The 22,938-nt window shown below is 67.1% G+C and carries 19 protein-coding genes; 5 read left to right on the top strand and 14 right to left on the bottom strand.

Annotation, left to right across the window (positions count from 1 at the left end; all coding sequences use genetic code 11):
- Positions 1 to 47 precede the first annotated feature (47 nt).
- The 4 genes from CR919_RS07725 to glnA form a co-directional block, all read right to left on the bottom strand.
- Positions 48 to 794, bottom strand: a complete 747-nt coding sequence (locus CR919_RS07725; RefSeq protein ID WP_099819517.1) for an N-acetylmuramoyl-L-alanine amidase — start codon at positions 792 to 794, stop codon at positions 48 to 50.
- Between the two features lie 196 nt (positions 795 to 990).
- Positions 991 to 2,421: an ammonium transporter gene (gene amt / locus CR919_RS07720; RefSeq protein ID WP_089241711.1), complete on the bottom strand. Its 1,431-nt coding sequence runs from the start codon at positions 2,419 to 2,421 to the stop codon at positions 991 to 993.
- Between the two features lie 22 nt (positions 2,422 to 2,443).
- On the bottom strand, positions 2,444 to 2,782 hold the full coding sequence (locus CR919_RS07715; RefSeq protein WP_004134334.1) for a P-II family nitrogen regulator: 339 nt from the start codon (positions 2,780 to 2,782) through the stop codon (positions 2,444 to 2,446).
- 349 nt (positions 2,783 to 3,131) lie between these two features.
- Positions 3,132 to 4,541: a type I glutamate--ammonia ligase gene (gene glnA, locus CR919_RS07710; RefSeq protein WP_099819516.1), complete on the bottom strand. Its 1,410-nt coding sequence runs from the start codon at positions 4,539 to 4,541 to the stop codon at positions 3,132 to 3,134.
- A 219-nt stretch (positions 4,542 to 4,760) separates the two neighbouring features.
- Between glnA and CR919_RS07705 the strand changes: the two genes are divergently transcribed.
- The 3 genes from CR919_RS07705 to CR919_RS07695 all read left to right on the top strand — a co-directional run bounded on the left by CR919_RS07705 (position 4,761) and on the right by CR919_RS07695 (position 7,086).
- Positions 4,761 to 5,555, top strand: a complete 795-nt coding sequence (locus CR919_RS07705) for an undecaprenyl-diphosphate phosphatase (RefSeq protein WP_099819515.1) — start codon at positions 4,761 to 4,763, stop codon at positions 5,553 to 5,555.
- Between the two features lie 73 nt (positions 5,556 to 5,628).
- Positions 5,629 to 6,453, top strand: coding sequence for an META and DUF4377 domain-containing protein (locus tag CR919_RS07700; protein WP_099819514.1), 825 nt, complete (start codon positions 5,629 to 5,631; stop codon positions 6,451 to 6,453).
- Between the two features lie 168 nt (positions 6,454 to 6,621).
- On the top strand, positions 6,622 to 7,086 hold the full coding sequence (locus CR919_RS07695) for an META domain-containing protein (RefSeq protein WP_099819513.1): 465 nt from the start codon (positions 6,622 to 6,624) through the stop codon (positions 7,084 to 7,086).
- 123 nt (positions 7,087 to 7,209) lie between these two features.
- On the opposite strand, the gene CR919_RS07690 is transcribed toward CR919_RS07695, so the two are convergent.
- The 9 genes from CR919_RS07690 to CR919_RS07650 form a co-directional block, all read right to left on the bottom strand.
- Positions 7,210 to 7,821, bottom strand: coding sequence for a YbhB/YbcL family Raf kinase inhibitor-like protein (locus CR919_RS07690; RefSeq protein WP_099819512.1), 612 nt, complete (start codon positions 7,819 to 7,821; stop codon positions 7,210 to 7,212).
- A gap of 10 nt (positions 7,822 to 7,831) precedes the next feature.
- Complete coding sequence (locus CR919_RS07685) at positions 7,832 to 9,910, bottom strand: tetratricopeptide repeat protein (protein ID WP_099819511.1); 2,079 nt, start codon at positions 9,908 to 9,910, stop codon at positions 7,832 to 7,834.
- Positions 9,911 to 9,966: 56 nt separating this feature from the next.
- On the bottom strand, positions 9,967 to 11,001 hold the full coding sequence (locus CR919_RS07680; protein ID WP_099819510.1) for an alpha/beta fold hydrolase: 1,035 nt from the start codon (positions 10,999 to 11,001) through the stop codon (positions 9,967 to 9,969).
- 7 nt (positions 11,002 to 11,008) lie between these two features.
- The gene (locus CR919_RS07675; protein WP_099819509.1) at positions 11,009 to 11,800 is read right to left on the bottom strand and encodes a lysophospholipid acyltransferase family protein; all 792 of its coding nucleotides are present in this window, start codon (positions 11,798 to 11,800) and stop codon (positions 11,009 to 11,011) included.
- Between the two features lie 119 nt (positions 11,801 to 11,919).
- Entirely contained in the window at positions 11,920 to 12,354 is a 435-nt protein-coding gene (locus CR919_RS07670) for a hotdog fold thioesterase (RefSeq protein WP_099819508.1), read from the bottom strand.
- Between the two features lie 10 nt (positions 12,355 to 12,364).
- Complete coding sequence (locus CR919_RS07665; RefSeq protein ID WP_099819507.1) at positions 12,365 to 14,419, bottom strand: phospholipase D family protein; 2,055 nt, start codon at positions 14,417 to 14,419, stop codon at positions 12,365 to 12,367.
- A complete protein-coding gene (locus CR919_RS07660; protein WP_099819506.1) occupies positions 14,416 to 15,033 on the bottom strand; it encodes a YceI family protein in 618 nt (205 codons plus the stop codon). The genes CR919_RS07665 and CR919_RS07660 overlap by 4 nt, the downstream gene beginning before the upstream one ends.
- A 4-nt stretch (positions 15,034 to 15,037) precedes the next feature.
- Positions 15,038 to 15,514, bottom strand: a complete 477-nt coding sequence (locus CR919_RS07655; protein ID WP_099819505.1) for a histidine phosphatase family protein — start codon at positions 15,512 to 15,514, stop codon at positions 15,038 to 15,040.
- A gap of 37 nt (positions 15,515 to 15,551) precedes the next feature.
- Positions 15,552 to 16,181, bottom strand: a complete 630-nt coding sequence (locus CR919_RS07650) for a ParA family protein (RefSeq protein WP_099819504.1) — start codon at positions 16,179 to 16,181, stop codon at positions 15,552 to 15,554.
- A gap of 124 nt (positions 16,182 to 16,305) precedes the next feature.
- Here CR919_RS07650 and CR919_RS07645 point away from each other — a divergent pair, with 124 nt between their 5' ends.
- Positions 16,306 to 17,790: an AAA family ATPase gene (locus CR919_RS07645; RefSeq protein ID WP_099819503.1), complete on the top strand. Its 1,485-nt coding sequence runs from the start codon at positions 16,306 to 16,308 to the stop codon at positions 17,788 to 17,790.
- Between the two features lie 643 nt (positions 17,791 to 18,433).
- Here the strand turns inward: CR919_RS07645 and CR919_RS07640 are convergent.
- Positions 18,434 to 19,069 carry a hypothetical protein gene (locus CR919_RS07640; protein WP_099819502.1) on the bottom strand — a complete coding sequence of 212 codons (636 nt, stop codon included), beginning with the start codon at positions 19,067 to 19,069 and terminating at the stop codon, positions 18,434 to 18,436.
- Between the two features lie 171 nt (positions 19,070 to 19,240).
- Between CR919_RS07640 and CR919_RS07635 the strand changes: the two genes are divergently transcribed.
- Positions 19,241 to 22,927, top strand: coding sequence for an indolepyruvate ferredoxin oxidoreductase family protein (locus CR919_RS07635; protein ID WP_099819501.1), 3,687 nt, complete (start codon positions 19,241 to 19,243; stop codon positions 22,925 to 22,927).
- The last annotated feature ends 11 nt before the right edge of the window (positions 22,928 to 22,938 follow it).

Here is a 22,938-nt window from a genome sequence, read left to right as displayed (position 1 = left end):
TTGCAAAACGCAGGGTGAGCGTTCGATTCGGTGAACCTGATCCGCTTTCAGGGCGTCTGCAGCAGCAGCGAATGCAGGATGCGGGCGTCTTCGGCGTCGAGTGTTTTCGGCAGGGTGTCACTGCCACGGAAGCGACGGTGGAACGCTCGTACCGCTGCTTCGCGGTTGTCCAGCGGATAACCGAAGCGCGCCAACGCAGCCCATGCATCGAAGCCTTCCGGCGCAGCACCATCGGCCGCGCGCGGCCATACGCCGAAACCTGCTTCGGCCAACTGTTGCCACGGGAAGAAGCGACTGGGATCTTCCTTGCGCGTCGGCGCCAGGTCGGCGTGGCCGATCACCTGCCGCGGCGGGATGTTCAGCCGTTCAGTGAGATCACGCAGCAGCACGATCAGCGATTCGATCTGCGCCGGGCTGAAGGGCGTACCGCCATCGTTGTCCAGTTCGATGCCGATGGACGCGGAGTTGAGGTCGGTGATGGTGCCCCAGCGCCCGGAACCGGCATGCCAGGCGCGGCGCTCGTCGGCCACCAGCTGGTAGCGATGGCCATCGGCGCCGATCAGATAATGCGCGCTGACCCGACCGCCGCTGTTGGCGGTACGCAGCGTGTGCAGGCTCTGCTGCACCGATTTCTGCTCGGTGTGGTGGATGACGATGATGACCGGCGTGCGCGCGTTCTGGTTCGGTGACGGCACCCAGGTGGCGAGCGGGTTGCGGATTTGCTGCGGCGTGGAGGCGCAGGCGGCCAGCAGCAGGCAGGCCGAGAGCATCAGGGAGGTGCGGATCGGGTGCATGCCCTGATTGTGCGCGATAAGCGCGGACGATGCAGTAGAGCCACGCCATGCGTGGCTGGGCCCCCGACCGTGCCGACCAACGGTCGGCACCCACCAGAGCAGAGCAGTCCAGAGCAGGAGCAGTGCCAAGCAAGCTTGGCACCTGCCAGAGCAGGTGCAGTGCCGACCAACGGTCGGCACCCACCCTGTAGATGCATCAGGCCTCGTAGGCCGATTCACCATGCGAGGTCACATCCAGGCCGGTACGCTCGGCCTCCTCGGTCACCCGCAGGCCGACCACCACCTTGACCAGCAGCAGGATGGCCGCGGTCACCACCGCCGACCAGACCACGGTGAGGCCGACGCTGACCACCTGCACCCACACCTGGTGGCCGATATCCAGATCGGCCTTGGTGCCGCCCAGCGACTGCGCGCTGAACACACCGGTGAGGATCGCGCCGACGATGCCGCCCACGCCATGCACACCGAACACGTCGGCGGTGTCGTCCACCTTAAGCAGACGCTTGAGGCCGGTCACGCCCCACACGCAGACCACGCCGGCCACCAGGCCGATGACGATCGCCCCGAGCGGGCCGACGGTACCGCACGCCGGCGTGATGCCGACCAGACCCGCCACCGCACCCGAGGCCGCGCCCAGTGCCGACGGCTTGCCCTTGCTGATCGCTTCCACCAGCGTCCAGCCGAGCACCGCTGCGGCCGTGGCCAGCACGGTGTTGAGGAAGGCCAGCGAGGCAACCGTGTCGGCTGCAGCGGCAGAACCGGCATTGAAGCCGAACCAGCCGACCCACAGCAGCATCGCGCCGATATAGGTGAACGGCACGTTGTGCGGCTTCAGTGCAGTCTGCCCATAGCCCAGGCGCTTGCCGACGAACCATGCAGCGACCAGACCGGCCACGCCGGCGTTGATGTGCACCACCGTGCCACCGGCGAAATCGATCGCGCCCATCTCACCCAGGTAACCGCCGCCCCAGACGATGTGCGCCATGGGGATGTAGCTGAGGGTGAACCACAGCGCCGAGAACAGCAGCACCGCGCGGAATTTGATGCGCTCGGCGAAGGCACCGACGATCAGCGCGGTGGTGATGCCGGCGAAGGTCGACTGGAAAGCGACGAACAGGTAATCCGGCAGGCCCTTGATCGGCGTGTTGCCCACCGACTCCGGGGTGAAGCCCTTGAGGAAGGCGAATTCGGTGAACGAGCCGAAGAACGGATTGCCGGCGCTGAACACTGCGCTGTAGCCATAGGCCACCCACAACAGCAGCACCAGCGAGAACACCACGAGGATCTGGCTGAGCACCGACAGCACGTTCTTCGAACGCACCAGGCCGCCGTAGAACAGGGCCAGGCCCGGTACCACCATCAGCAGCACCAGCAGGGTGGAGGTGAGCATCCAGGCGACGTCGCCATGGTCATAGGCGGGTGCTGCCACCGCTTCGGCGGCAGCCGGCGCAGCGGCAGTCGGGTCCTGCAGGGGCTCGACGGCCACGGCCTCGCTCTGCAGCGGCGTGACCTGGGCCTGGGCATGTGCACTGCCGGGCCAGATACCGGCGGCCAGCGCGCTGAGCAGCATCAGCAGGCACACCAGATGGAACCGGGCTTGCCACCCGGTGAGAAGGCGCATCTTCATGGGGGAGTCTCCGGAAGGGGGTTTACAGCGCGTCGGCGCCGATTTCGCCGGTGCGGATGCGGATGACCTGCTCGACAGCGGTCACGAAGATCTTGCCGTCGCCGATCTTGCCGGTGCCTGCAGACGACTGGATCGCTTCGATCACGGCGTCGGCACGCTCATCGGTGACGACGGTTTCGATCTTGATTTTGGGCAGGAAGTCGACAACGTACTCGGCACCGCGATACAGCTCGGTGTGGCCCTTCTGGCGGCCGAAGCCTTTCACTTCGGTCACGGTGATGCCCGACACGCCGGCATCGGACAGGGCCTCGCGGACCTCGTCGAGCTTGAACGGTCGGATGATGGCGGAGATCAGTTTCATGCGCATGTCCCGATGGTGGATGGGGCCAGCGCGCGAACGCGCGATGGCATCAGGCAACCACGGGCCATCGTGGTGATGGCCGTGGCTGTTGCACCGGACACGAACCGGGCCGGGACAGCCGTGCCTCTCTCCTTGCACGGCCGACGCGGGAGGGAGGGCGGCCCATGTCGCGTATCCGGTCTCTCTCTTGCCCCTGGATCAGGGGTCCTTGGCGTGGGGTCAGAGCCCTTTCATGCATGAAAGGGATCCGACCCCGTGCAACGACCCCGATCTGACCGCGGCTCCCCAGCCGCGAAGACGGATGCGATGGCGGCAGGTGGGAGGGGGTACCCACCGCCATCGCAACCGGTCAGCTGGCGTAGTACAACTGGTATTCCAGCGGGTGGGTCGCCGCGCGGAACTTGGTCACTTCCTGCATCTTCAGCGCGATGTAGCCGTCGATGAAGTCATCGCTCATCACGCCACCGGCCTTGAGGAACTCGCGGTCCTTGTCCAGCGCTTCCAGGGCCTGGTCCAGCGAGGAGCAGACCTGCGGGATCAGCTTCTCTTCTTCCGGCGGCAGGTCGTACAGATCCTTGTCGCTCGGTGCGCCCGGGTCGATCTGGTTCTTGATGCCGTCCAGGCCGGCCATCATCAGCGCGGTGAAGGTCAGGTAGCCCGACTGGATCGGATCGGGGAAGCGCATTTCAATGCGGCGCGCCTTCGGGTTGGACACCCACGGAATGCGGCACGAGGCCGAACGGTTACGGGCCGAGTAGGCCAGCATCACCGGGGCTTCGTAACCCGGCACCAGGCGCTTGTAGCTGTTGGTACCCGAGTTGGCGAAGGCGTTGATGGCCTTGGCATGCTTGAAGATGCCGCCGATGTACCACAGCGCCATCTGGCTCAGGCCGCCGTAGCCGTCACCGGAGAACAGGTTGGTGCCGCCCTTGGACAGCGACTGGTGCACGTGCATGCCGCTGCCGTTGTCGCCGACGATCGGCTTGGGCATGAAGGTGACGGTCTTGCCGTTGCGGTGGGCGACGTTCTTGATGACGTACTTCATCCGCAGCAGTTCGTCGGCCTTCTGCACCAGGGTGCTGAACTTGGTGCCGATCTCGCACTGGCCGGCGGTGGCCACTTCGTGGTGCTGCACTTCCACTTCGATGCCGACCTGTTCCAGGGTCTTGCACATCTCCGCACGCAGGTCGTGCAGGGTGTCGGTCGGCGGAACGGGGAAGTAGCCGCCCTTCACGCCCGGACGGTAGCCGCTGTTGGCGCCGTCGTACTTGGCGCCGCTGTTCCACGCTGCTTCTTCCGAATCGACCTGGAAGAAGGTGTGGCCCATTTCATTGGCGAAACGCACCGAGTCGAAGATGAAGAACTCCGGCTCCGGGCCGAAGAACGCGGTTTCGGCGATGCCCGAGGACTTCAGGTACGACTCGGCGCGCTTGGCGATGCCGCGCGGGCAACGGCCATACGGCTGCATGGTGGCCGGGTCGAGGATGTCGCAGCTGATCACGATGGTCGGATCGGCATAGAACGGGTCGACGTAAGCGCTGGCGGTATCCGGCAGCAGCACCATGTCCGACTCGTTGATGCCCTTCCAGCCGGCGATCGAGCTGCCATCGAACATCTTGCCTTCTTCAAACAGCGACGGCTCGACGATGCTGACCGGGAAGGTCACATGCTGTTCGACACCACGCATGTCGACGAAGCGCAGATCGACGAACTCGATCTGGTTGTCCTTGATCAGCTTCTCTACGGTTTCCACGGACATCGGTACGACCTCGGATGGGAATGAATGCCTGCTGAGGTACAGCAATGACCGTGCCAACTTTTCGGCCTTCACAAGTCGTTGATTTCAAAGCCGCTGCCCCAGCGAGGTGCAGAACCATGCGCACCAAACGGGTGCGCCGATGACCAGACGCACCCGTTTGGTGCGGCATGGATCGTCTATTCTTTCGAGCTTCTTCCGCCGCCCGCGCCCGCACCGTCCATGTCCGATCTGCTCTCCGCCCTGCTGCTGGGCATCCTCGAAGGCTTGACCGAATTCCTGCCGATCTCCAGCACCGGCCACCTGCTGATCGCCCAGCACTGGCTGGGCGCGCGATCGGACTTCTTCAACATCATCATCCAGGCCGGTGCGATCCTGGCCGTGGTGCTGGTGTTCCGCCAGCGCCTGCTGCAGCTGGCCACCGGCTTCGGCCAACGCGAGAACCGCGAGTACGTGTTCAAGCTCGGCGCGGCCTTCCTGGTGACCGCCGTGGTCGGCCTGGTAGTGCGCAAGGCCGGCTGGTCGCTGCCGGAAACCGTCAGCCCGGTGGCCTGGGCGCTGATCATCGGCGGTATCTGGATGCTGCTGGTGGAGGCCTATACCGCGCGCCTGCCCGACCGCGACCAGGTGACCTGGACGGTGGCCATCGGCGTCGGCCTGGCGCAGGTGGTGGCCGGTGTGTTCCCGGGTACCTCGCGCTCGGCCTCGGCGATCTTCCTGGCCATGCTGCTGGGCCTGAGCCGCCGCGCGGCCGCCGCCGAGTTCGTGTTCCTGGTCGGCATTCCCACCATGTTCGCCGCCAGCGCCTACACCTTCCTGGAACTGGCCAAGGAAGGAAACCTGGCCAGCGAGAACTGGACCGACGTCGGTGTCGCCTTCGTTGCCGCCGCCGTCACCGGCTTCGTCGTAGTGAAGTGGCTGATGGGCTACATCAAGTCGCACCGTTTCACGGCCTTCGCGATTTACCGCATCGCTCTGGGCGCTGCGTTGCTGCTGTGGTTGCCGTCCGGCAGCTGAACAGCGCCGGGGCACGGTAACCCCGATGCCGGCCCCGATCCGTTTCCCCCTCGGTTCCCCAAGGAGAATCACCATGAACCGCAAGCTCACCCTGCTCCTCCCGCTGGCCCTGCTGGCCGCCTGCAGCCAGACCCCCGCCCCGGCCGGTACCGGTGGTGACGACCTGGCCCCGGCGGCGGCCAAGGCCGGCGACCAGAAGGCGCTGGCTCACCTGGATGCGCAGCGCCTGCAGAGCCAGCACTGGCTGCTGCAGCAGGCCACCGCGGCCGATGGCAAGCGCATCGATGCGCTGTTCGCCCGCGAAGACAAGCCGGTCACCCTGGACTTCGCTGATGGCCGCCTGTCGGTCAGCAACACCTGCAACCGCATGGGCGGCGGCTACACCCTGGCCGACGGCAAGCTGAGCGTCAGCGCCATGGCCTCGACCATGATGGCCTGCACCGACAAGGCGCTGATGGCGCTGGACGAAGCCGTCTCCAGCCGCCTGCAGGGCGAACTGAAGGCCGAACAGGACGGCAACGGCGTGCTGACCCTGACCACCGCCAAGGGCGACGTGCTGGTGTTCAACCCGGAACCGACCGCTGAAACCCGCTACGGCGGCGCCGGCGAAACCGTGTTCCTGGAAGTGGCGGCGAAGACCGAGAAGTGCTCGCACCCGATGATTCCGGACTACCAGTGCCTGCAGGTGCGTGAGGTCAAGTTCGACGACAAGGGCCTGAAGCAGGGCGAGCCAGGCAAGTTCGAGAACTTCTACGGCAACATCGAGGGTTACACCCACGAAGATGGCGTGCGCAACGTGGTGCGTGTGAAGCGCTACGAAGTGAAGAACCCGCCGGCCGATGCGCCGTCGCAGGCGTACGTGCTGGACATGGTGGTCGAGTCGGCCATCGAGAAGTGATGTAGAGCCGACTGCTGGTCGGCTGGCTCTTGAAGGGCGGCCGCGAGGTCGCCCTTCTTCGTTGTGGGGTAGTGCCGGCCGCTGGCCGGTTGCTGCACACCGCTCCGGCGACATACGGAACATGCCGGCCAGCGGCCGGCACTACCCACATGCATCAGGGAGATCGGCATGAAACGGACGTACATGCTCGCACTGGCTTTGCTGGCCATCGGTAGTGGCAGCAGTGCATACGCCGCCAGCACACCCACCACCGACCAGCTTGAAGCCCATCTGTGGCAGCTCGCACGCGCCACCGACGCGCAGGGCAAGCGCATCGACGCGTTGTTCGTCAGGGGCCGGGCGCCGTACACCCTGCGCTTCCAGCCCGGCTACATGAGCGAGTTGAACCTGTGCAACCAGGCCAGCAGTCATTACCACCTGCAGGACGACCGGCTGATCCTGGAGAACGGCATCCAGACCACCGCGCTGTGCATCAATCCCAAGGTGGATGCGCAGGAACGGCGAGCCGAAACGCTGCTTCACGGTCGCGATACCGCACCGACCCTCGCGTTGGACGACACCGGCGCATTGGTCGTGCGCAATGCCAAGGGCGAAGTGCTGGTGTTCAAACCCGCGCCGCTGCCTGCGAAATGAAAAGGGCGGCCGCGAGGTCGCCCTTCTTCGTTGTGCGTTGTAGAGCCGAGCCCATGCTCGGCTGCTGTCTATCGGGAAAAGCAGCCGAGCATGGGCTCGGCTCTACAGAAGCACATTGCCCGCTCAGGCCAACGCCGGGTTCAACGTGTAGGTGCCGTGCAACGCCGCTTCGGCCAGTACGTGGCCGTGCATGGCACGGAACGCATCTGCGGCGGTGAAGCGCTCGGGCAGCTGCAGCGTGGCCACGTCCAGCGCGAACACGCGGAAGAAGTAGCGATGCACGCGCTCGTCGTTGAACGGCGGGTACGGGCCGTCGTAGCCCAGGTAGTCACCGGCCATGTCCGGATTGCCGGCGAACCAGCCGGTGAAATCGTTCAGGCCCTGGCGGCTGCCGGCCGGGCCGGCCGGCGCGGTCTTGCCCTTCACCACGAAGCCGTCGCTGCAGCTGCCCGCGGCAATTTCCTGCACCGAGGCCGGGATGTCGGCCATCACCCAGTGCACGAAATCGCAGCGCGGCTGATCGCGCGGCACGCGCATGTCATCGCGGCCGACTGTCTCCGGCACCGTCGGTACGTCCGGGTCCACGCACACCAGCAGGAACGAACGGGTGCCGTCGGGCGCGCCGCTCCAGGCCAGGTGCGGGTTGCGGTCGGGGGCGAAGCCGTTGGCATCGCCAGCGGCGAACTCACGGTCGATCGGCGCACCGTTGACCAGGCTGTGACTGCTCAGTTGCATCTGATGCTCCTCACTCTTCCGGGTAACCCAATCGCACCGCGACCGGGGTGAGCTGGGCGAAAGCAGCGCCCATCACGTCGCGATACCGGCGCCAGTGGCCGGCGGGCAGACGCGGTGCACCCAGCTGTGCAGCCGGCGGCATCGGACGTCCGAACACGCGGCCCAGCAGGTCGGCCATCGCATGTGCATCGTTGCCGATGTCGTCGATGCGCAGCAGCACGTGCGGATACAGGTCCTCCTCGTGCAGCGCGGCGATCTGGGTCAGCGAACGCACCAGCCACTGGCTGGCTTCGGCCATCGAGGTCATCGCCAGCGGTGCAGCGGCGCCATAGGCGATCCAGTCCAGCAGCATGTCGCGCGGGTCGCGCAGCACCAGCAGCAGGCGACCCTGCGGCAGCTGCGGGCGCAATGCCCACAACAGCGCGTTGTCCCACCACAGCAGCCAGTCGATCACGGTGTCGCTTTCCAGGCCGCGCGCCGGCAGGTGTTCGCGCCAGCGCTCGACCAGGCGTTCCGGGCTCAGCACGCCCGACGCCAGGTCCTGCAGCGTGTTGTAGTTCTGGAAGGCATCGTCGGGTGGATTGGCGGTGTAACGATCACTGCGCAGTACCGGGCTGGCAGCGGCCAGGCCGGTTGCCACCCGCTCCACCCCCGAACCCGGGGCGCCCCACAGGAAGATCGGTGCCGAGCCACTGTCGCGCGTCGCTTCGTCGATGCTGGCCATCTCCGGCCAGCTCGGCGGTGCCTTGGCCTGCGGAGGCAGCGGCAGCCGCTGCGAGGCCTGGTCGGTCTGCAGCGCCATCCACGTACGCAGCGCTTCTTCCGGCTGCCCGGCGCGATCCTGGATTTCGCCCAGCCAGGTGCGCAGGTCGGCGCGGTGTCCCTCCGGTGCCTGTGCGATCAAGGCCTGCACGCGCTCCACGGCGGCGGCCGGGTCACGCTGCAGCAGACCCTCGACGCGACGGCTTTCACCGCTGACGCGGCCCGGTTCCAGGGTGGTGATGCGCTCAGCGATGGCTTCGCCCTGCTCGTGCTCGCCGGCCATGTCATGCAGGCGCATGCGCGCTTCCAGCGCCGGCAGGTGGCTGGGCATCGCTGCCATCCAGCGCTCCACGACGGCCACGGCGCCGGCACTGCCGACGTCTTCCACGGCCAGTCGTGCCAGCCACAGGTCATGCAGCTGGTCATTGCTTTCCAGCGCGTCATCCAGACGTGCGCGGGCTTCATCTTCGCGGCCCAGGCGCTGCCAGGACATCAGCAGCAGCTGCAGCACCTGGCGATCACCCTGCAGCGATTCAAGCAGCGGCAGCAGGTGCTCCAGCGCCTGCAGCGGCTGGCCACTGCGCAGTGCCAGTTCACCGGCCAGGCGGCGCATCGGCGGCACGTCCAGCTCCGGCTGCTGCAGCGCCTGCTGCATTGCCTCGGCGGCGGCCTCGACGTTGCCCTGGCGCAAGGCCAGCTGCACCACCATGCCGTGCAGCGAGGACATCTTCGGGTTCAACGCCAGCACGCGACGGAATGCCTGCTCGGCGAACGCCAGCATGTCCTTGCCCAGATAGGCAAAGCCCAGTGCGTACAGCACGCGGGTATCGTCCGGCAGCGCCTGGCTGGCCGCCGACAGCAGGGCCAGCGCGCGGTCGGCATCGCCACGGCGCAGCGCGACCATGCCATCGATGGTCAGCAGTTCCGGATGGTCCGGCTCCAGCCGCGAGGCCAGGGTCGACAGCCGCTGGGCCTCGTCGAAGTCGTTGCGGCCCACCGCCAGGTGCGCCTGCATCAGGTAGGCCGGGAAGGCGTTGGGGTCCAGCCCGGTGGTGCGCAGCAGGGCTTCATCGGCGCCGTCGAACTGGCGCAGTGCCAGCAGCAGGCCGGCGTGTTGCAGGTGCAGCTGCGCATCATCGGGAGCCAGCTGCAGCGCCTGCTGCAACGCCTCCATCGCGGCCTCGGCCTGGCCCTGCTGCTGCAGCGCAAGCGCCAGCCAGCGGTGGGCCTCGGCCTTGCCGGGTTCGTCACGGGTCCACGCCTGGGCCAGCTGCACGGCCTGGCCGGCATCGTTCTGGCGCAACGCTTGGAGGATCTGGTCTTGCATGGCCGTCCGGTTCAAGGTCAAACCCGCATTGTAGCGGGCCGCGCGCCGGTGCCGGTTCAGCCCGCCAGGACGCGCCGCAGGCGCTGCGCGACCCAGCGTTCGGAGAACCCATCGCCGCGCCAGTTTTCCAGGAAGCCACAGTGGCCGCCCCAGCAGGCGGTTTCCAGCCGCGCCTGCTGCGGCAGCTGCCAATCGCGGAAGGTCGCGTAGGGGATCACCGGATCGTCCTGCGCCATCAGGATGTCAGCGGGCACCTGCAGCGTGGACAGGCGGTCGCCGGCGATGGAATAACCATCGAAATAGGCCTGCAGCGAACCAAACGTGGTGTGCCGTTCGACCAGCCAGGCGGTCAGCGAACGGATGTCCATGTTCAGCACGCGGTCGTCGCAATCGCTCAGTTCGGGGAACAGATCGCGCTTGCGACGCAGCGAACCGGCCCACTTGCGGCGGAAGTACCAGTCGTACATCGCCGGGCCGTTCTCGATGTTCTCCATGGTCAGCCCCGGGTCCAGCACCGGGCAGACGGCAGCCACGTGCTGCAGCGGCACACCGGCGGCCGGCGCGCGCAGCGCCAGCCGCAGCACGAAGTTGCCACCCAGCGAATAGCCCGCCGCAACCAGCGGCAGATCGGGCCAGCGCTGGGCGACATCGCCTGCGGCATGCACCACTTCGTCGATGAGATTGGAGTGGAAGATGCCGGGATTGAGGTGATGGGTATTGCCGTGGTCGCGGAAGTTCAGCCGCACCACGTCGAACCCCTGCTCCAGCATGCGGGCAGCGGCCATGCGCATGTAGCTGGATTCGGCGCTGCCTTCCCAGCCGTGCAGCAACAGGGCGATGCCGCGCGGTTCGCGCCCTTCGACATGGCTGTGCCAGCCCTGCAGGCGCACGCCCTCGCCACCATCGAGGATCAGCTCTTCGCTGACCGCGCCGGTGGCGGCCAGCAGCAGCAGGCCGCGTTGCAGGCGCATGCGGCTGGAGCTGAGCATCGACTGCAGGTGCGGATTGCGCAGCCAGCGCGGCGGCTGATAGTCGGACGCGGTGAGCATCGGCGCATCAGCGTCGAGGGTCGGTGGCGGAAACACGGCCACCCTGGCCTCAATCCCCGCTCATGGCCGCCACGATGCGCGCGCGCGAGGTTTCCGCGATGCGCCGACGGCCTTCCAGGTCCTGGGTGCCGATCGGCTCCAGGAAATGCACTTCGGTATGCCGCGCCGGCTCACCGAGCAGGCGCAGGAAATTGGCGAAGAAACTCTCGCCCGGGCCGAAGGCCACGATGGTCTGTGCATCCCCGCGCACGCCATAGACCAGCGCCACCGGCTGCACCGGCACGCTGGTTTCGACTGCCGCCTGGAAGATGCGTGCATGGAACGGGCCAACGTCGTGGCCGCCGCGGGTACGTCCTTCCGGGAACACGCCCACGGCCTTGCCGGCGCGCAGGCGGTCGGCCATCACCTGCATCACCCCACCGAGTGATTCGGTGTTGCCACGCTGGTGGAAAATGGTCTGGCCGCGCGCGGCGAGCCAACCGACCACCGGCCAGCTGGCGATCTCGCGCTTGGCGACAAAGCCCATCATGCGCTGGCTGTGCAGGATGGAGATATCGACCCAGCTGACATGGTTGGCGACGAACAGCACCGCGCCCGGCAGCGGCTGGCCGATACGCGACAGGCGGAAGCCGAAGATCCACATCAGCCCGCCCTGCCACCAGTTCACCACCTTGGCGCCGAAGATATCGTCCCCCACGCGCAGCTCGCCCCATGGCGGAAGCATGCCGATCAGGATCAGCGGCAGGAACACGGTGATGTGGACCAACAGCAGCGGTACGCGGTACAGGTAACGGCACACACGCGCCACGCCGCCGCGGGGGGCCGGAGTGGGGGAAGTCATCCACGCACGATACCGGAGGGCTGCCATCGCTGCCAGCCGAATTCGGCCATAAGTCTCATTGACGGCGGCCATCGGCGGGGAACGCTGGGTTCCGCCGCCGTCGCTGCTGCCGCCAGGGCTCAACCGTGGCCGGCCGCCACCACGGCCAGGGTCAGCCGCGAGATGCAGACCAGCCGGCCCTGCTCGTCCTCGATGCGGATTTCCCACAGCTGGGTGCTGCGGCCCACGTGCACCGCGCGCGCGGTGCCGGTGACCGTCCCCGAACGCACGGCGCGTACGTGGTTGGCGTTGATCTCCAGGCCCACGCAGACCTGCTTGGCGGTATCCACGCAGAGGTTGCCGGCGCTGCTGCCCAGGGTTTCGGCCAGCACCACCGAGGCGCCACCGTGGAGGATGCCGTACGGCTGGCGGGTGCGCTCATCCACCGGCATGGTCGCCTGCAGCCAGTCCTCGCCAGCGGCACTGAAGACGATGCCCAGGGTGCTGATGGCAGTGTTGTGGCTGAGTGCGTTGAGCTGCTCGATGGAAACGGCTTCGCGGAATACCTGGGTCATGCGGCTACCTTCAGAGGATGGGGACGAGGCCGGCGCCGAATGCGGTCAGCATGCGCACCAGCAGCCACTTCGGCCCGACGTTGACCTCGGGGAAGTCGCCCACCGCGACATAGCAGCGGTGGAAATCGGCGCTCTGCCGCGGCAGTGGCTGCGGGCAGTCCGGGCCCGGCTTGAACTCGTAGTCGGTGGCATAGCGCCACGGCCAGAAGTCGAGGATCGGCAGTGCCTCGGAGGCCTTGCCGACGCTGTAGTTCAGGCCGGACAGGACCGGCGGCTTGGCACGCGGCGCCACCGTCCAGGAGTTCTGCGGGTGGGTATCGCGCAGGATGCTCTGGGCCAGCTGCTCGGCAAAGGCCGGATCGTCGATGATCACCGCGCCTTCGGTGTTGTAGTTTTCGCTGCGCGGATCGAAGTTGTGGGTACCGACCACGCCGATACGGCGGTCGACCACCAGCGACTTGGCATGCAGGCCCATGCGCGCGCCCTTGCGGGTGACCGGCAGCGGCTTGTTGACCGCCTTGCTGCCCAGGAACGAAGGGCGCGTTTCGGTACGCAGCAGGCGGGTCTCGACTTCGCTGCCGGCGGCACGCCGACGCGCACGACCGTTCTCATAGGCGCTGCCGGTACGCGGATGGATCACCCGCGCCGGCGTAGCGTCCGCTTCGGCAGTGGCCACCAGATCACCACCGCCGCCGCCGGCATTGCTGCCAGCGGCACTACCCCCGAGCAGCGGATTGCGGCCGGTATCGCTGCCCGGCGCTGCGATCGGGTCGGGCAGCAGGTTGCGGTAATCGACCGGGGCATCCAGCGGGAACGGCTTGAATTCGAAGATGTTGAAGCCCAGCTCGCGCATGTTGCGGCGCTTGTACTTGTACGACAGCGCATACACGATCGGGTTGTCGGTGGCGGCCAGGCTGTTGCTGGACACCACCACGCGCGGTGGTTCCGGCCGCTTGCGCAGCTCGCGGAACAGCTTCTGTGCCGGCTTGGACAGCACCAGGTAGGGCGTCTGCAGGATCACTTCATGCTGTGCACTGGAGATCAGTGCATCCAGCTGCGGCTCGGTGACATGCTGCCCGGCCAGTGGTGCGTCGGCGCGCTCACGGCGGTGCTTGCGCGGCAGATCGGCCACATAGCGCACCGAGGCGACCGGCAAGGCGGTGTCCACGAACGAACGGGTGACGAAGTCGACATCGTTGGCCTCCTCGCTGACCCGCTCCACCCGTTCGGGCCTGCGGAACTGCGCGGGCGGCAGCAGCGGCACGCCCTGCTTGAGCAGGGTACGGCCGACATCGTTCAGGCGCTCGGCCGGCACGCTGCGCTGCGCACGCCAGAAGGCATCGAAGTTGGCCGCCATCGCGCGCGCTTCAGGACCGGCGATCAGCACATCGCGGTCACGGAAGTTGTATTCGCGATCCCAGTCGTAATAGTCGTCCTGGTAATTGCGCCCACCGACCACGCCGATCGCATCGTCAACCACCAGCAGCTTGTTGTGCATGCGCTGATTGAAGCGGCGGAAGCAGCACAGCACGCTGCCGGCATAGTCGAAGTAGTTCAGCCGGGCCTTGCCGAACGTCGGGTTGTAGACCCGCAGCTGGAAGTTCTGGTGGGCGCCGGCCAGTGCGCCGAGGATCTGCAGGTCGGAGATCGCCGAAAGCTGGTCGATCAGCAGCCGCACCTTCACCCCGCGCCGCGACGCCGCCAGCAGCTCGTCGATGACCAGGCGGGCGCTGTCGTCCTTGTCGAAGATGTAGGTCTGCAGGTCGATGCTGCGGGTGGCGCTGCGCAGCAGGTTCAGGCGCGCGACCAGCGCGCCTTCGCCCTCGTCCAGCAGGGTGGCGTAGTGCCGCGGCTGTTCCGGGGTCGATTCGCTGAACGCCCGGCCGGCCAAAGCCCGCAGGGGCGAATCCAGCGCGCAGCGGTCGGCCTGCTGGCAATCCACCTGGGTCGAGCGTGCCTGTACGGCGATCGCCTCGGCGCGATCACGCTGGGCGTGCGACAGCGACGCACAGCCACTGCCCAGCAACACGGTTGCCAGCACCAGTACACGCAGCAATGGATTCACGGTTTCGACGCCTCGCTGAGACGTGCACGCAGTACGAAAGTCACTCGGTCACTCAAGGCAAGCTGCCAGCTGTCCATGCCGTACCGGCCTCGTTGCACGGTACCGCGGCTGACGACGTCGCAATCATAGCCGGGTCGGGCACATTCCGCTTTCTCGACCTTGAGTGTCTCCGGATGGCTGACGCCGCGCAGGGTCAGCCGGCCATCGATGCCGCCTCCGTCGGCGACCGTCTCCGGCCAGTACGGCAGCGAGTCGAACTCGACGAAGGGGTAACGGCCAGCGTCGAAGAACTCCGGGCCGCGCATCCAGCCGGTATAGCGGTCCTTGCCGGGGATCTCCACGGTGCGGGTGAACATCTTCAGGTGGACCTGGTGACGGCCATCGGACAGCACCTCGATACGCCCCTCGAAACGCGGGAACACGCCCTCGATGCGCTGGCCGAAACGGGTGCGGACTTCGAAACCGATCTGCGAGCGCACCACATCCAGCTGCAGCGTACGCGGCGACTCGGCCACGACCGCCGGCAGCGCGGTCGGTGGCGGTGCGGCGGCCCAGGCCGGGCCGATCGCCAGAACGACTGGCAGCAGGCAGCGGCCCGGCAACGCCACCCTCATCGGCTCACGGCCACCAGAAGGCGTTCAGGCTGGCCACGCCCGGCTCGATCGTTGCCTCGCGGGCGAAACCGAGCACGGCGACGCCGCCCGGCGGCATGCCACGGTAATCACTGCTGGTGCCATCGGTCATCAGCGCCACCAGCTGCTCCAGCCCGGGGTTGTGACCGACGATCAACACCCGGTCCAGGTCACGGCGCTCGTCCACCAGCGCCGCCAGGGTGCCCGGGGTAGCCTCGTAGATGCGGTCCTCCAGGCGCTTTTCGACATAGCCGATGGCCGTCATCACCGCTTCCAGGGTTTCGCGGGTCCGCCGCGAGGGGGAACACAGCACGCAATCGGGCAGCAGGTTGTTTTCCTTCAGCCACTTGCCGGCGGCTTCGGCTTCGGCGAGGCCCACCGGCGACAACGGCCGGTCAAGGTCGGCCTGGCCGGTGGTGGCCGGTTCGGCGTGAGCGTGGCGGAGCAGGATCAGTTCGCGCATTGCGGGATTCCAATAAAGGGATGGAGACCTACGGCTGTTACAGCTTCAGCCAGGACAACAGGGGTTCCCAGTCGGCCTGGTGCTCGCGCACCTGGGCGGAGCGGTAATCGAAAAGACTGCGACCCAGGCCGGTCATGACCACATAGCTCTGGCTGTCGCGCAGCTGGGCGACCACCGGATACGGCCAGTCAGCCAGCATCTGCAGGGCCTGCTGCGAGGTCTGCGTCCAAGGCTTGGTGCGGTTCAGCACCAGCCCGACCGGCAGCTTGCGGCTGTGCACGCGGGGTACCTGGGCCAGGCTGTTGAGGAAGCCGACGATGGCTTCGATGTCTAGTGCCGAGGGCAGCACCGGCACCACCACGGCATCGGCAGCGTCGAGGAAATGCGGGATATCGTCGGCCAGTGCGCCGGCCGGTGCATCGATCACCACGGTATCGGTACCGTCGGGCAGCTTCTGCGCCCATTGCTTCTTGCGGTACACGTCGATCGGCAGCACCGCGCTTTCCAGCCCGGCCCGGCGCTGTGCCCAGCGCGTGCTGGAGCCCTGCGGGTCGGCATCGGCGATCACCGTGGCCTTGCCTTGCAATGCCGCGTACGCGGCCAGGTGGGTGGCGATGGTGGACTTGCCCACCCCGCCTTTGGAACCGGCCACCAGGATCGTCTTCATGCCAGCCTCGCTTCCGGGTACGTGCCCCGAGCGTACACCGCCGATGGTGACGGAAGGTAGAGCCGTGCTGAACCCGTGCCCCCCGGCCTTTGCTATCGTGGCGCCCCCGAAGGACCGAACCGCCATGAGCGAACTGCAGGACCTGAGCGCACTGATCCGCGCCAACACGCCGTTGATCGTGGTCGAGACCCAGGATGAGGGTCGCATCGTCGAGCTGTTCCGGCAGACGCTGATGCATGTCTGGCGGGCCCTGCACCGCTGGTCGATCACCGAGGGCCTGCGCCGCATCGACCTGGAGCGCGAGGACGAGCCTGTGGGCCCGCCCGACGCCAGCGCCGCACTGCAGATGATCCGCCAGGCCGACCAGCGCGGCGTGTACCTGCTGCTCGATTTCCACCCTTACCTGGGCTATGCCAGCCACCAGCGCGCGCTGCGTGACCTGATCCAGCGCCGCCACAGCGAACCGCACGTGCTGGTGCTGATCGGCGCCAAGGTGGAACTGCCGGCCGAACTGGAAGCCCTGGCGGTGCGCTTCAACCCGCGCCTGCCCGACGCCAACGCACTGCTGAAGATGCTGCGCGAAGAAGCCGATGCCTATGCACGCGAACACGGCGGGCGCCGGGTGGAAGTGGACAGCGAGGCGGTCAAGAAGATCCTGAAGAACCTGCAGGGGCTGAGCCTGGTCGATGCGCGGCGCATCGCGCGGCAGCTGATCTATGCCGATGGCGCGCTGCGCGACGACGACCTGCCACAGTTGGCGCGGCTGAAGTTCGAGCTGCTCAACCGCAGCGGCCACCTGTTCTTCGAGCACGACAGCGCGCGCTTCGGCGACGTGGCCGGGGCCAACCGGCTGAAGCGCTGGATCAACCAGCGTCGCGTCGCCTTCATCGCCGGCTCGGCACCGGCCGGGCTGGACCCGCCACGCGGCATGCTGCTGCTGGGCGTGCAGGGCTGCGGCAAATCGATGCTGGCCAAGGCCACCGCCGCCGGTTTCGGCGTGCCGCTGCTGCGCCTTGACGTAGGCGCGCTGTACAACAAGTACCACGGCGAGACCGAAGCCAACCTGCGCCAGGCACTGGCCTCGGCCGAGCAGCTGGCGCCATGCGTGCTGTGGATGGATGAGATCGAGAAGGGCCTGGCCACCGGCAGCGAGGATGGCGGCGTGTCGCGTCGTGTACTCGGCTACCTGCTGACCTGGATGGCCGAGCGCAAGGCGCCGGTGTTCATCGTGGCTACCGCCAACCAGGTGCACGAGCTGCCGGCCGAGCTGCTGCGCAAGGGCCGCTTCGACGAGATCTTCTTCGTCGACCTGCCCTCGGCCGATGTGCGCGTGGAACTGCTGCGGCTGCACCTGGGGCGGCGCCAGCTCAATGCCGACGACTTCGCGCTGCCGGCACTGGCCGCAGCGGCCAACGGGTTTTCCGGTGCGGAGATCGAGCAGGCGATCGTGGCCGGGCTGTATTCGGCGCACGCCGAAGGCCGGCCGCTGGATACCGAGCTGCTGATGGGCGAGATCCGCACGACGCGGCCGTTGTCGGTGTTGATGGCCGAGCAGGTGGCGGCGTTGCGGGAGTGGGCGTCGGGGCGCACGGTGTCCGCGGACGACTGAGGGTTTCCTGCGAACGGCGCAGCCCCTCGTGGTTGGTCGCTGAAGGCGCCAGCTGTGGGTTGGCCGGGCGGGTAGGCTGCGCAGGGGACGCTGCAAGTACGTCCCTGTAAGCTCGTTCGCCGCATCCATGCGGCTCACGCCCCTGCGCAGCCTACCCGCCCGGCCACGGACAGTTTCCGGGGGCGATCAGCCACGGAAAAGAAAGAAGAAGAGCAAAAGCAGAAGCAGTTGGCTGGCCGCTTTTTGTAGCGCCGAGCCCACGCTCGGCTGCATTTCGATCAGATATCGATCATTCGATTCCGATGCAGATTCATCCACGCATGGCGTGGATGTACGTGTCGACCAAGGTCGACACCTACCAACAGCAGCGGGAATCTGTCGAAGGCGGGGCGGTGTGGGCAGGCAGGACCGTTGGCGCCATGGGCCCGAGGCATGCCCTCGGGCGGGTTGGGCAGGACGCCCAACCCCGGTCTTGCCGTGTGCGCAGGAAAGCGCACACGAGCAAGGCGCCATCGAGCCCCCAAGGACGGGTTTACGGCGTGTCCTGCCTGTCCACACCGCCCCGCCATCCCCCAGCAAACCCGCTGTTGCTGTGGCTCTGGCCTCTGCGGGTGCCGGGTGCAACCCGGCCGAACCCCCACCCTCAGGGCCAGGCGGGTGGCGCGGCCGCCCAGGCCTGCTGTACTTCGGCCAACGTCGCGCGTTCGTCATCGCGCCAGCCCGGCAACAGCTGCGCGTAACGACTGCTGTCGCGCCATTGCGCCGGCTCGGTGCGTACGGCAGCGGCATACCACTTCACCGCCTCCTGCTGCTGGCCCGCCCGCCACAGCGCCAATGCATAGCTCGGCGGCACCCAGCCGGGATTGCTGCGCAGGGTGCTGGCAGCGGCCTGCCACTGCTCCAGCGCAGCCAATGCCTGGCCCTGCCGCAACAGGTCCCAGCCATAGTTCCAGCGTACGCTGCGGCCCAGCGCGCTCTGCACCGGCGCTTCGGCCAGTGCCTCGCGATAGAGCTTGTCGCCCAGTTCCGCGCGCCCCTGCGCAATGGCGACCGACGCCAGCTGCGCCGTGGCTTCCAGCCCCTTGCGGCCACGCTCGCGGTGCTTCAGCAGCTGTGCCACCAGGTCTTCGCCTTCACCCTGCACCACCGTGATCGGCGCGGCGGCGGCGTCGCTGTCGAAATAGAACTCCTGCGGTGCCGGCAATGCCGGCGCGGCCCACGCAGTGGCCGCTCCCGAGACCAGCAACACGCCGGCCAGGAACTGTCCTGCAACTGACATCCAAATTCCCCCAAGGTTGAAACACCAACCCTCCCTCTCTCTCCCCGATCCTAACCTCAGCACGGCCCTGGCGCGAGTGCCGGGGCCTTTGCCCCCCACTGTTACAATTCGCGCCTTTCCCGCCGCGTGTACCTGCGCGGCCGGTGCCAGCCGATCCTGACCAGGCCAGCCATGACCAGTACCGCGCAACTCACTTCGCCCGCCTCCGCCGACCTGCTCGACCGTGATTACACGCTCGACCACAAGTACACCCGCAACGAAGGACGGATCTACCTGAGTGGCGTGCAGGCGCTGGTGCGGCTGCCGCTGATGCAGCGCCTGCGCGACGAAGCCACCGGCATCGACAGCGCCGGCTTCATCAGCGGCTATCGCGGCAGCCCGCTGGGCGGCTTCGACCTGGAGCTGTGGCGTGCGCGCAAGCACCTGGAAGCGGCCAAGGTGAAGTTCACCCCGGGCCTCAACGAGGATCTGGGCGCGACCATGGTGTGGGGCACCCAGCAGACCAACCTGTTCCCCGGCGCCAACGTGCAGGGCGTGTTCGGCATGTGGTACGGCAAGGGCCCGGGCGTGGACCGCTGTGGCGACGTGTTCAAGCACGCCAATGCCGCCGGCACCTCGCGCCATGGCGGCGTGCTGGCACTGGCCGCCGATGACCACGCCTGCCGCAGCTCGACGCTGCCGCATGGCAGCGAAGACGAATTCGTCAGCGCGATGATGCCGGTGCTGAACCCGGCCGGCGTGCAGGACATCCTCGACATGGGCCTGCTTGGTTGGGCGATGAGCCGTTACACCGGGCGCTGGGTCGGTTTCAAGACGATCGCCGAGACGGTGGAATCGTCGGCTTCGGTCGAGGTCGATCCGCTGGCCCGGCGCATCGTGCTGCCGGAAGACTTCGACATGCCCGCCGGCGGCCTCAACATCCGCTGGCCCGATCCGCCGCTCGACCAGGAGATGCGCCTGCACCGCTACGCGGTGAAAGCCGCGCAGGCCTTCGCCCGTGCCAACGGCATCGACAAGGTGGTGATGGACGCGCCGCGTGCGCGGCTGGGCATCGTCACCACCGGCAAGAGCTACCTGGACGTGCTGCAGGCGCTGGAATACCTGGGCCTGGACGAGCAGGCCTGCGCCGACATCGGCATCCGCGTGTACAAGGTCGGCATGACCTGGCCGCTGGAGCCGGAAGGCATCGCCCGCTTCGCACAGGGCCTGGAAGACATCATCGTGGTGGAGGAGAAGCGTGCCTTCATCGAGCGCCAGATGAAGGAGCAGTTCTTCAACTGGCCGGTCAGCTGGGGCCAGCGTCCGTCCATCGTCGGCAAGTACGACGAGGCCGGCGAGTGGATCCTGCCGTCGACCGGCGAACTGACCCCGGCCACCATCGCCGGCGTGATCGGTCGCCGCATCCAGAAGTTCTTCAACAACGACTCCATCGAGCAGCGCCTGCAGTGGATGCAGGAAAAGGAAGCCGAGCTCGCGTTGCCGCGCGCCAGTTTCCCGCGCGTGCCGCACTACTGCTCCGGCTGCCCGCACAACACCTCCACCACCGTGCCGGAAGGTTCGCGCGCGCTGGCCGGCATCGGTTGCCATTACATGGTGACCTGGATGGACCGCAGCACCGACACCTTCACCCACATGGGTGGCGAAGGCGTGACGTGGGCCGGGCAGGCCGCCTTCACCGATACCCAGCACGTGTTCCAGAACCTGGGCGACGGCACCTATTTCCACAGCGGTTCGCTGGCGATCCGCCAGGCGATCGCCGCCGGCGTCAACATCACCTACAAGATCCTCTACAACGACGCGGTGGCGATGACCGGCGGACAGCCGGTGGACGGCCCGCTCAACGTGCCGGACATCGCAAGGCAGATGCGTGCCGAGGGCATCCACACCATCATGGTGCTGTCGGACAACATCGCCAAGTGGACGCGCCAGCGCGAGCATTTCCCCAGCGACGTGGAGTTCCATGACCGCAGCGAGCTGGACGCGGTGCAGAAGCGCCTGCGCGAAGTGAAGGGTGTTTCGATCCTGATCTACGAACAGACCTGCGCCACCGAGAAGCGCCGTCGCCGCAAGCGCGGCAAGCTGGAAGATCCGCAGAAGCGAGTGATGATCAATTCGCTGGTCTGCGAAGGCTGTGGCGACTGCGGCAAGAAGAGCTTCTGCGTGTCGGTGCTGCCAAAGGAAACCGAGTTCGGGCGCAAGCGCGACATCGACCAGTCCAACTGCAACAAGGACTATTCCTGCGTCAACGGCTTCTGCCCGAGCTTCGTCACCGTGCACGGTGGACAGCCGCGCAAGGGCAGCAAGCGCGATGCCTCCACGCTGCTGGACAACCTGCCGGCACCGGTGGTGCGCGGCACCCTGGAGCAGCCCTGGAACATCCTGATCACCGGCGTTGGCGGCACCGGCGTGGTGACCATCGGCGCCCTGCTGGGCATGGCCGGTCATCTTGAAGGCAAGGGTGCGTCGGTGCTTGATCAGACCGGGCTGGCGCAGAAGGGTGGCGCGGTAACCACGCACATCCGCATCGCCCGTCACCCGGACGACATCCATGCGGTGCGCATCGCCGCCGGTGAAGCCGACCTGGTGCTGGGCTGCGACATGGTGGTGGTCAACGATTACTGGGCACTGTCGAAGGTACGCGCCGGCCGTTCGCAGGTGGTGCTCAACACCTATGAAGCGATGCCGGGCACGTTCACCACGCGCCCGGACATGCAGTTCCCCGCCGCCGACATCATCGCCGGCGTGCGCGTGGCCTTGGGTGGCGAAGAGCCGCTGCTGCTGGATGCGACCCAGCTGGCCACCGCGTTGCTCGGCGATGCGATCGCCGCCAACCTGTTCATCCTCGGCTACGCCTGGCAGCAGGGCCTGGTGCCGCTGTCGTTCGAGTCGCTGATGCGTGCCATCGAGCTCAACGGCGCCGCGGTGGCGATGAACCAGCAGGCCTTTGCCTGGGGCCGCCTGGCCGCGGTCGATCCGCAGGCCGTGCAGCAGGCGGCAGGCGTGGTTCGCAACCGCCATACCGACACCGAAAATACCCCAGGCCCGCTGCATGCACTGCCGCCGGGCGAATGGGAAGGCAACGAGTGGGGCGCTACCGCCGCACCGCGCAACACCGGTGACGAGCGCGAGTTGCGTGGGCTGCCGACGCATGGTGGCGATGTCGCTTTCCTGCCGTTGGACGACGCGCGCCTGTCGCGCTCGCTGGACGAGATGATCGAGCGCCGCTCGGCCTTCCTGACCGACTATCAGGATGCCGCCTATGCCAACCGCTACCGCACGCTGGTCGAGCGTGTGCGCGCGACTGAAGCCGAGCGTATCGGCGGCTCCACCGCGTTGACCGAGACCGTGGCCCGCTACCTGTTCAAGCTGATGGCGTACAAGGACGAATACGAAGTGGCGCGCCTGTACACCAGCGGCGATTTCCAGCGCCGCCTGCAGCAGCAGTTCGAGGGCGATTACCAGCTGCGCTTCCATCTGGCACCGCCGCTGTTCGCGAAGAAGGACGAACAGGGCCGGTTGCTGAAGAAGGAATATGGCCCGTGGATGTTCAAGGCGTTCGGCCTGCTGGCCAAGCTGAAGTTCCTGCGTGGCGGCCGCTTCGACGTGTTCGGCCGCACGGAAGAGCGCCGCATGGAGCGCAAGCTGATCGGCGATTACGAGGCGACCGTGCAGGTGCTGCTGGATGGCCTGGATGACGATCGCCTGGCACTGGCAGTGGAGATCGCCAGCGTGCCCGAGCACATCCGCGGCTTCGGTCACGTCAAGGAAGCACACTTCGAAAAGGCCAAGGCCCGCGAAGCGGTGCTGCTGGCGCAGTGGCGCAACCCGAAGGCGCTGCATATCGTGCAGGTGGCGTAGTAGCACACTAC

This window comes from Stenotrophomonas sp. LMG 10879 (assembly GCF_002750935.1).
GTDB classification, from domain to species: Bacteria; Pseudomonadota; Gammaproteobacteria; order Xanthomonadales; family Xanthomonadaceae; genus Stenotrophomonas; species Stenotrophomonas lactitubi_B.
The sequence above is the reverse complement of the archived record's forward strand: the minus strand, read 5'-3'. Positions and strand labels throughout refer to the sequence as shown.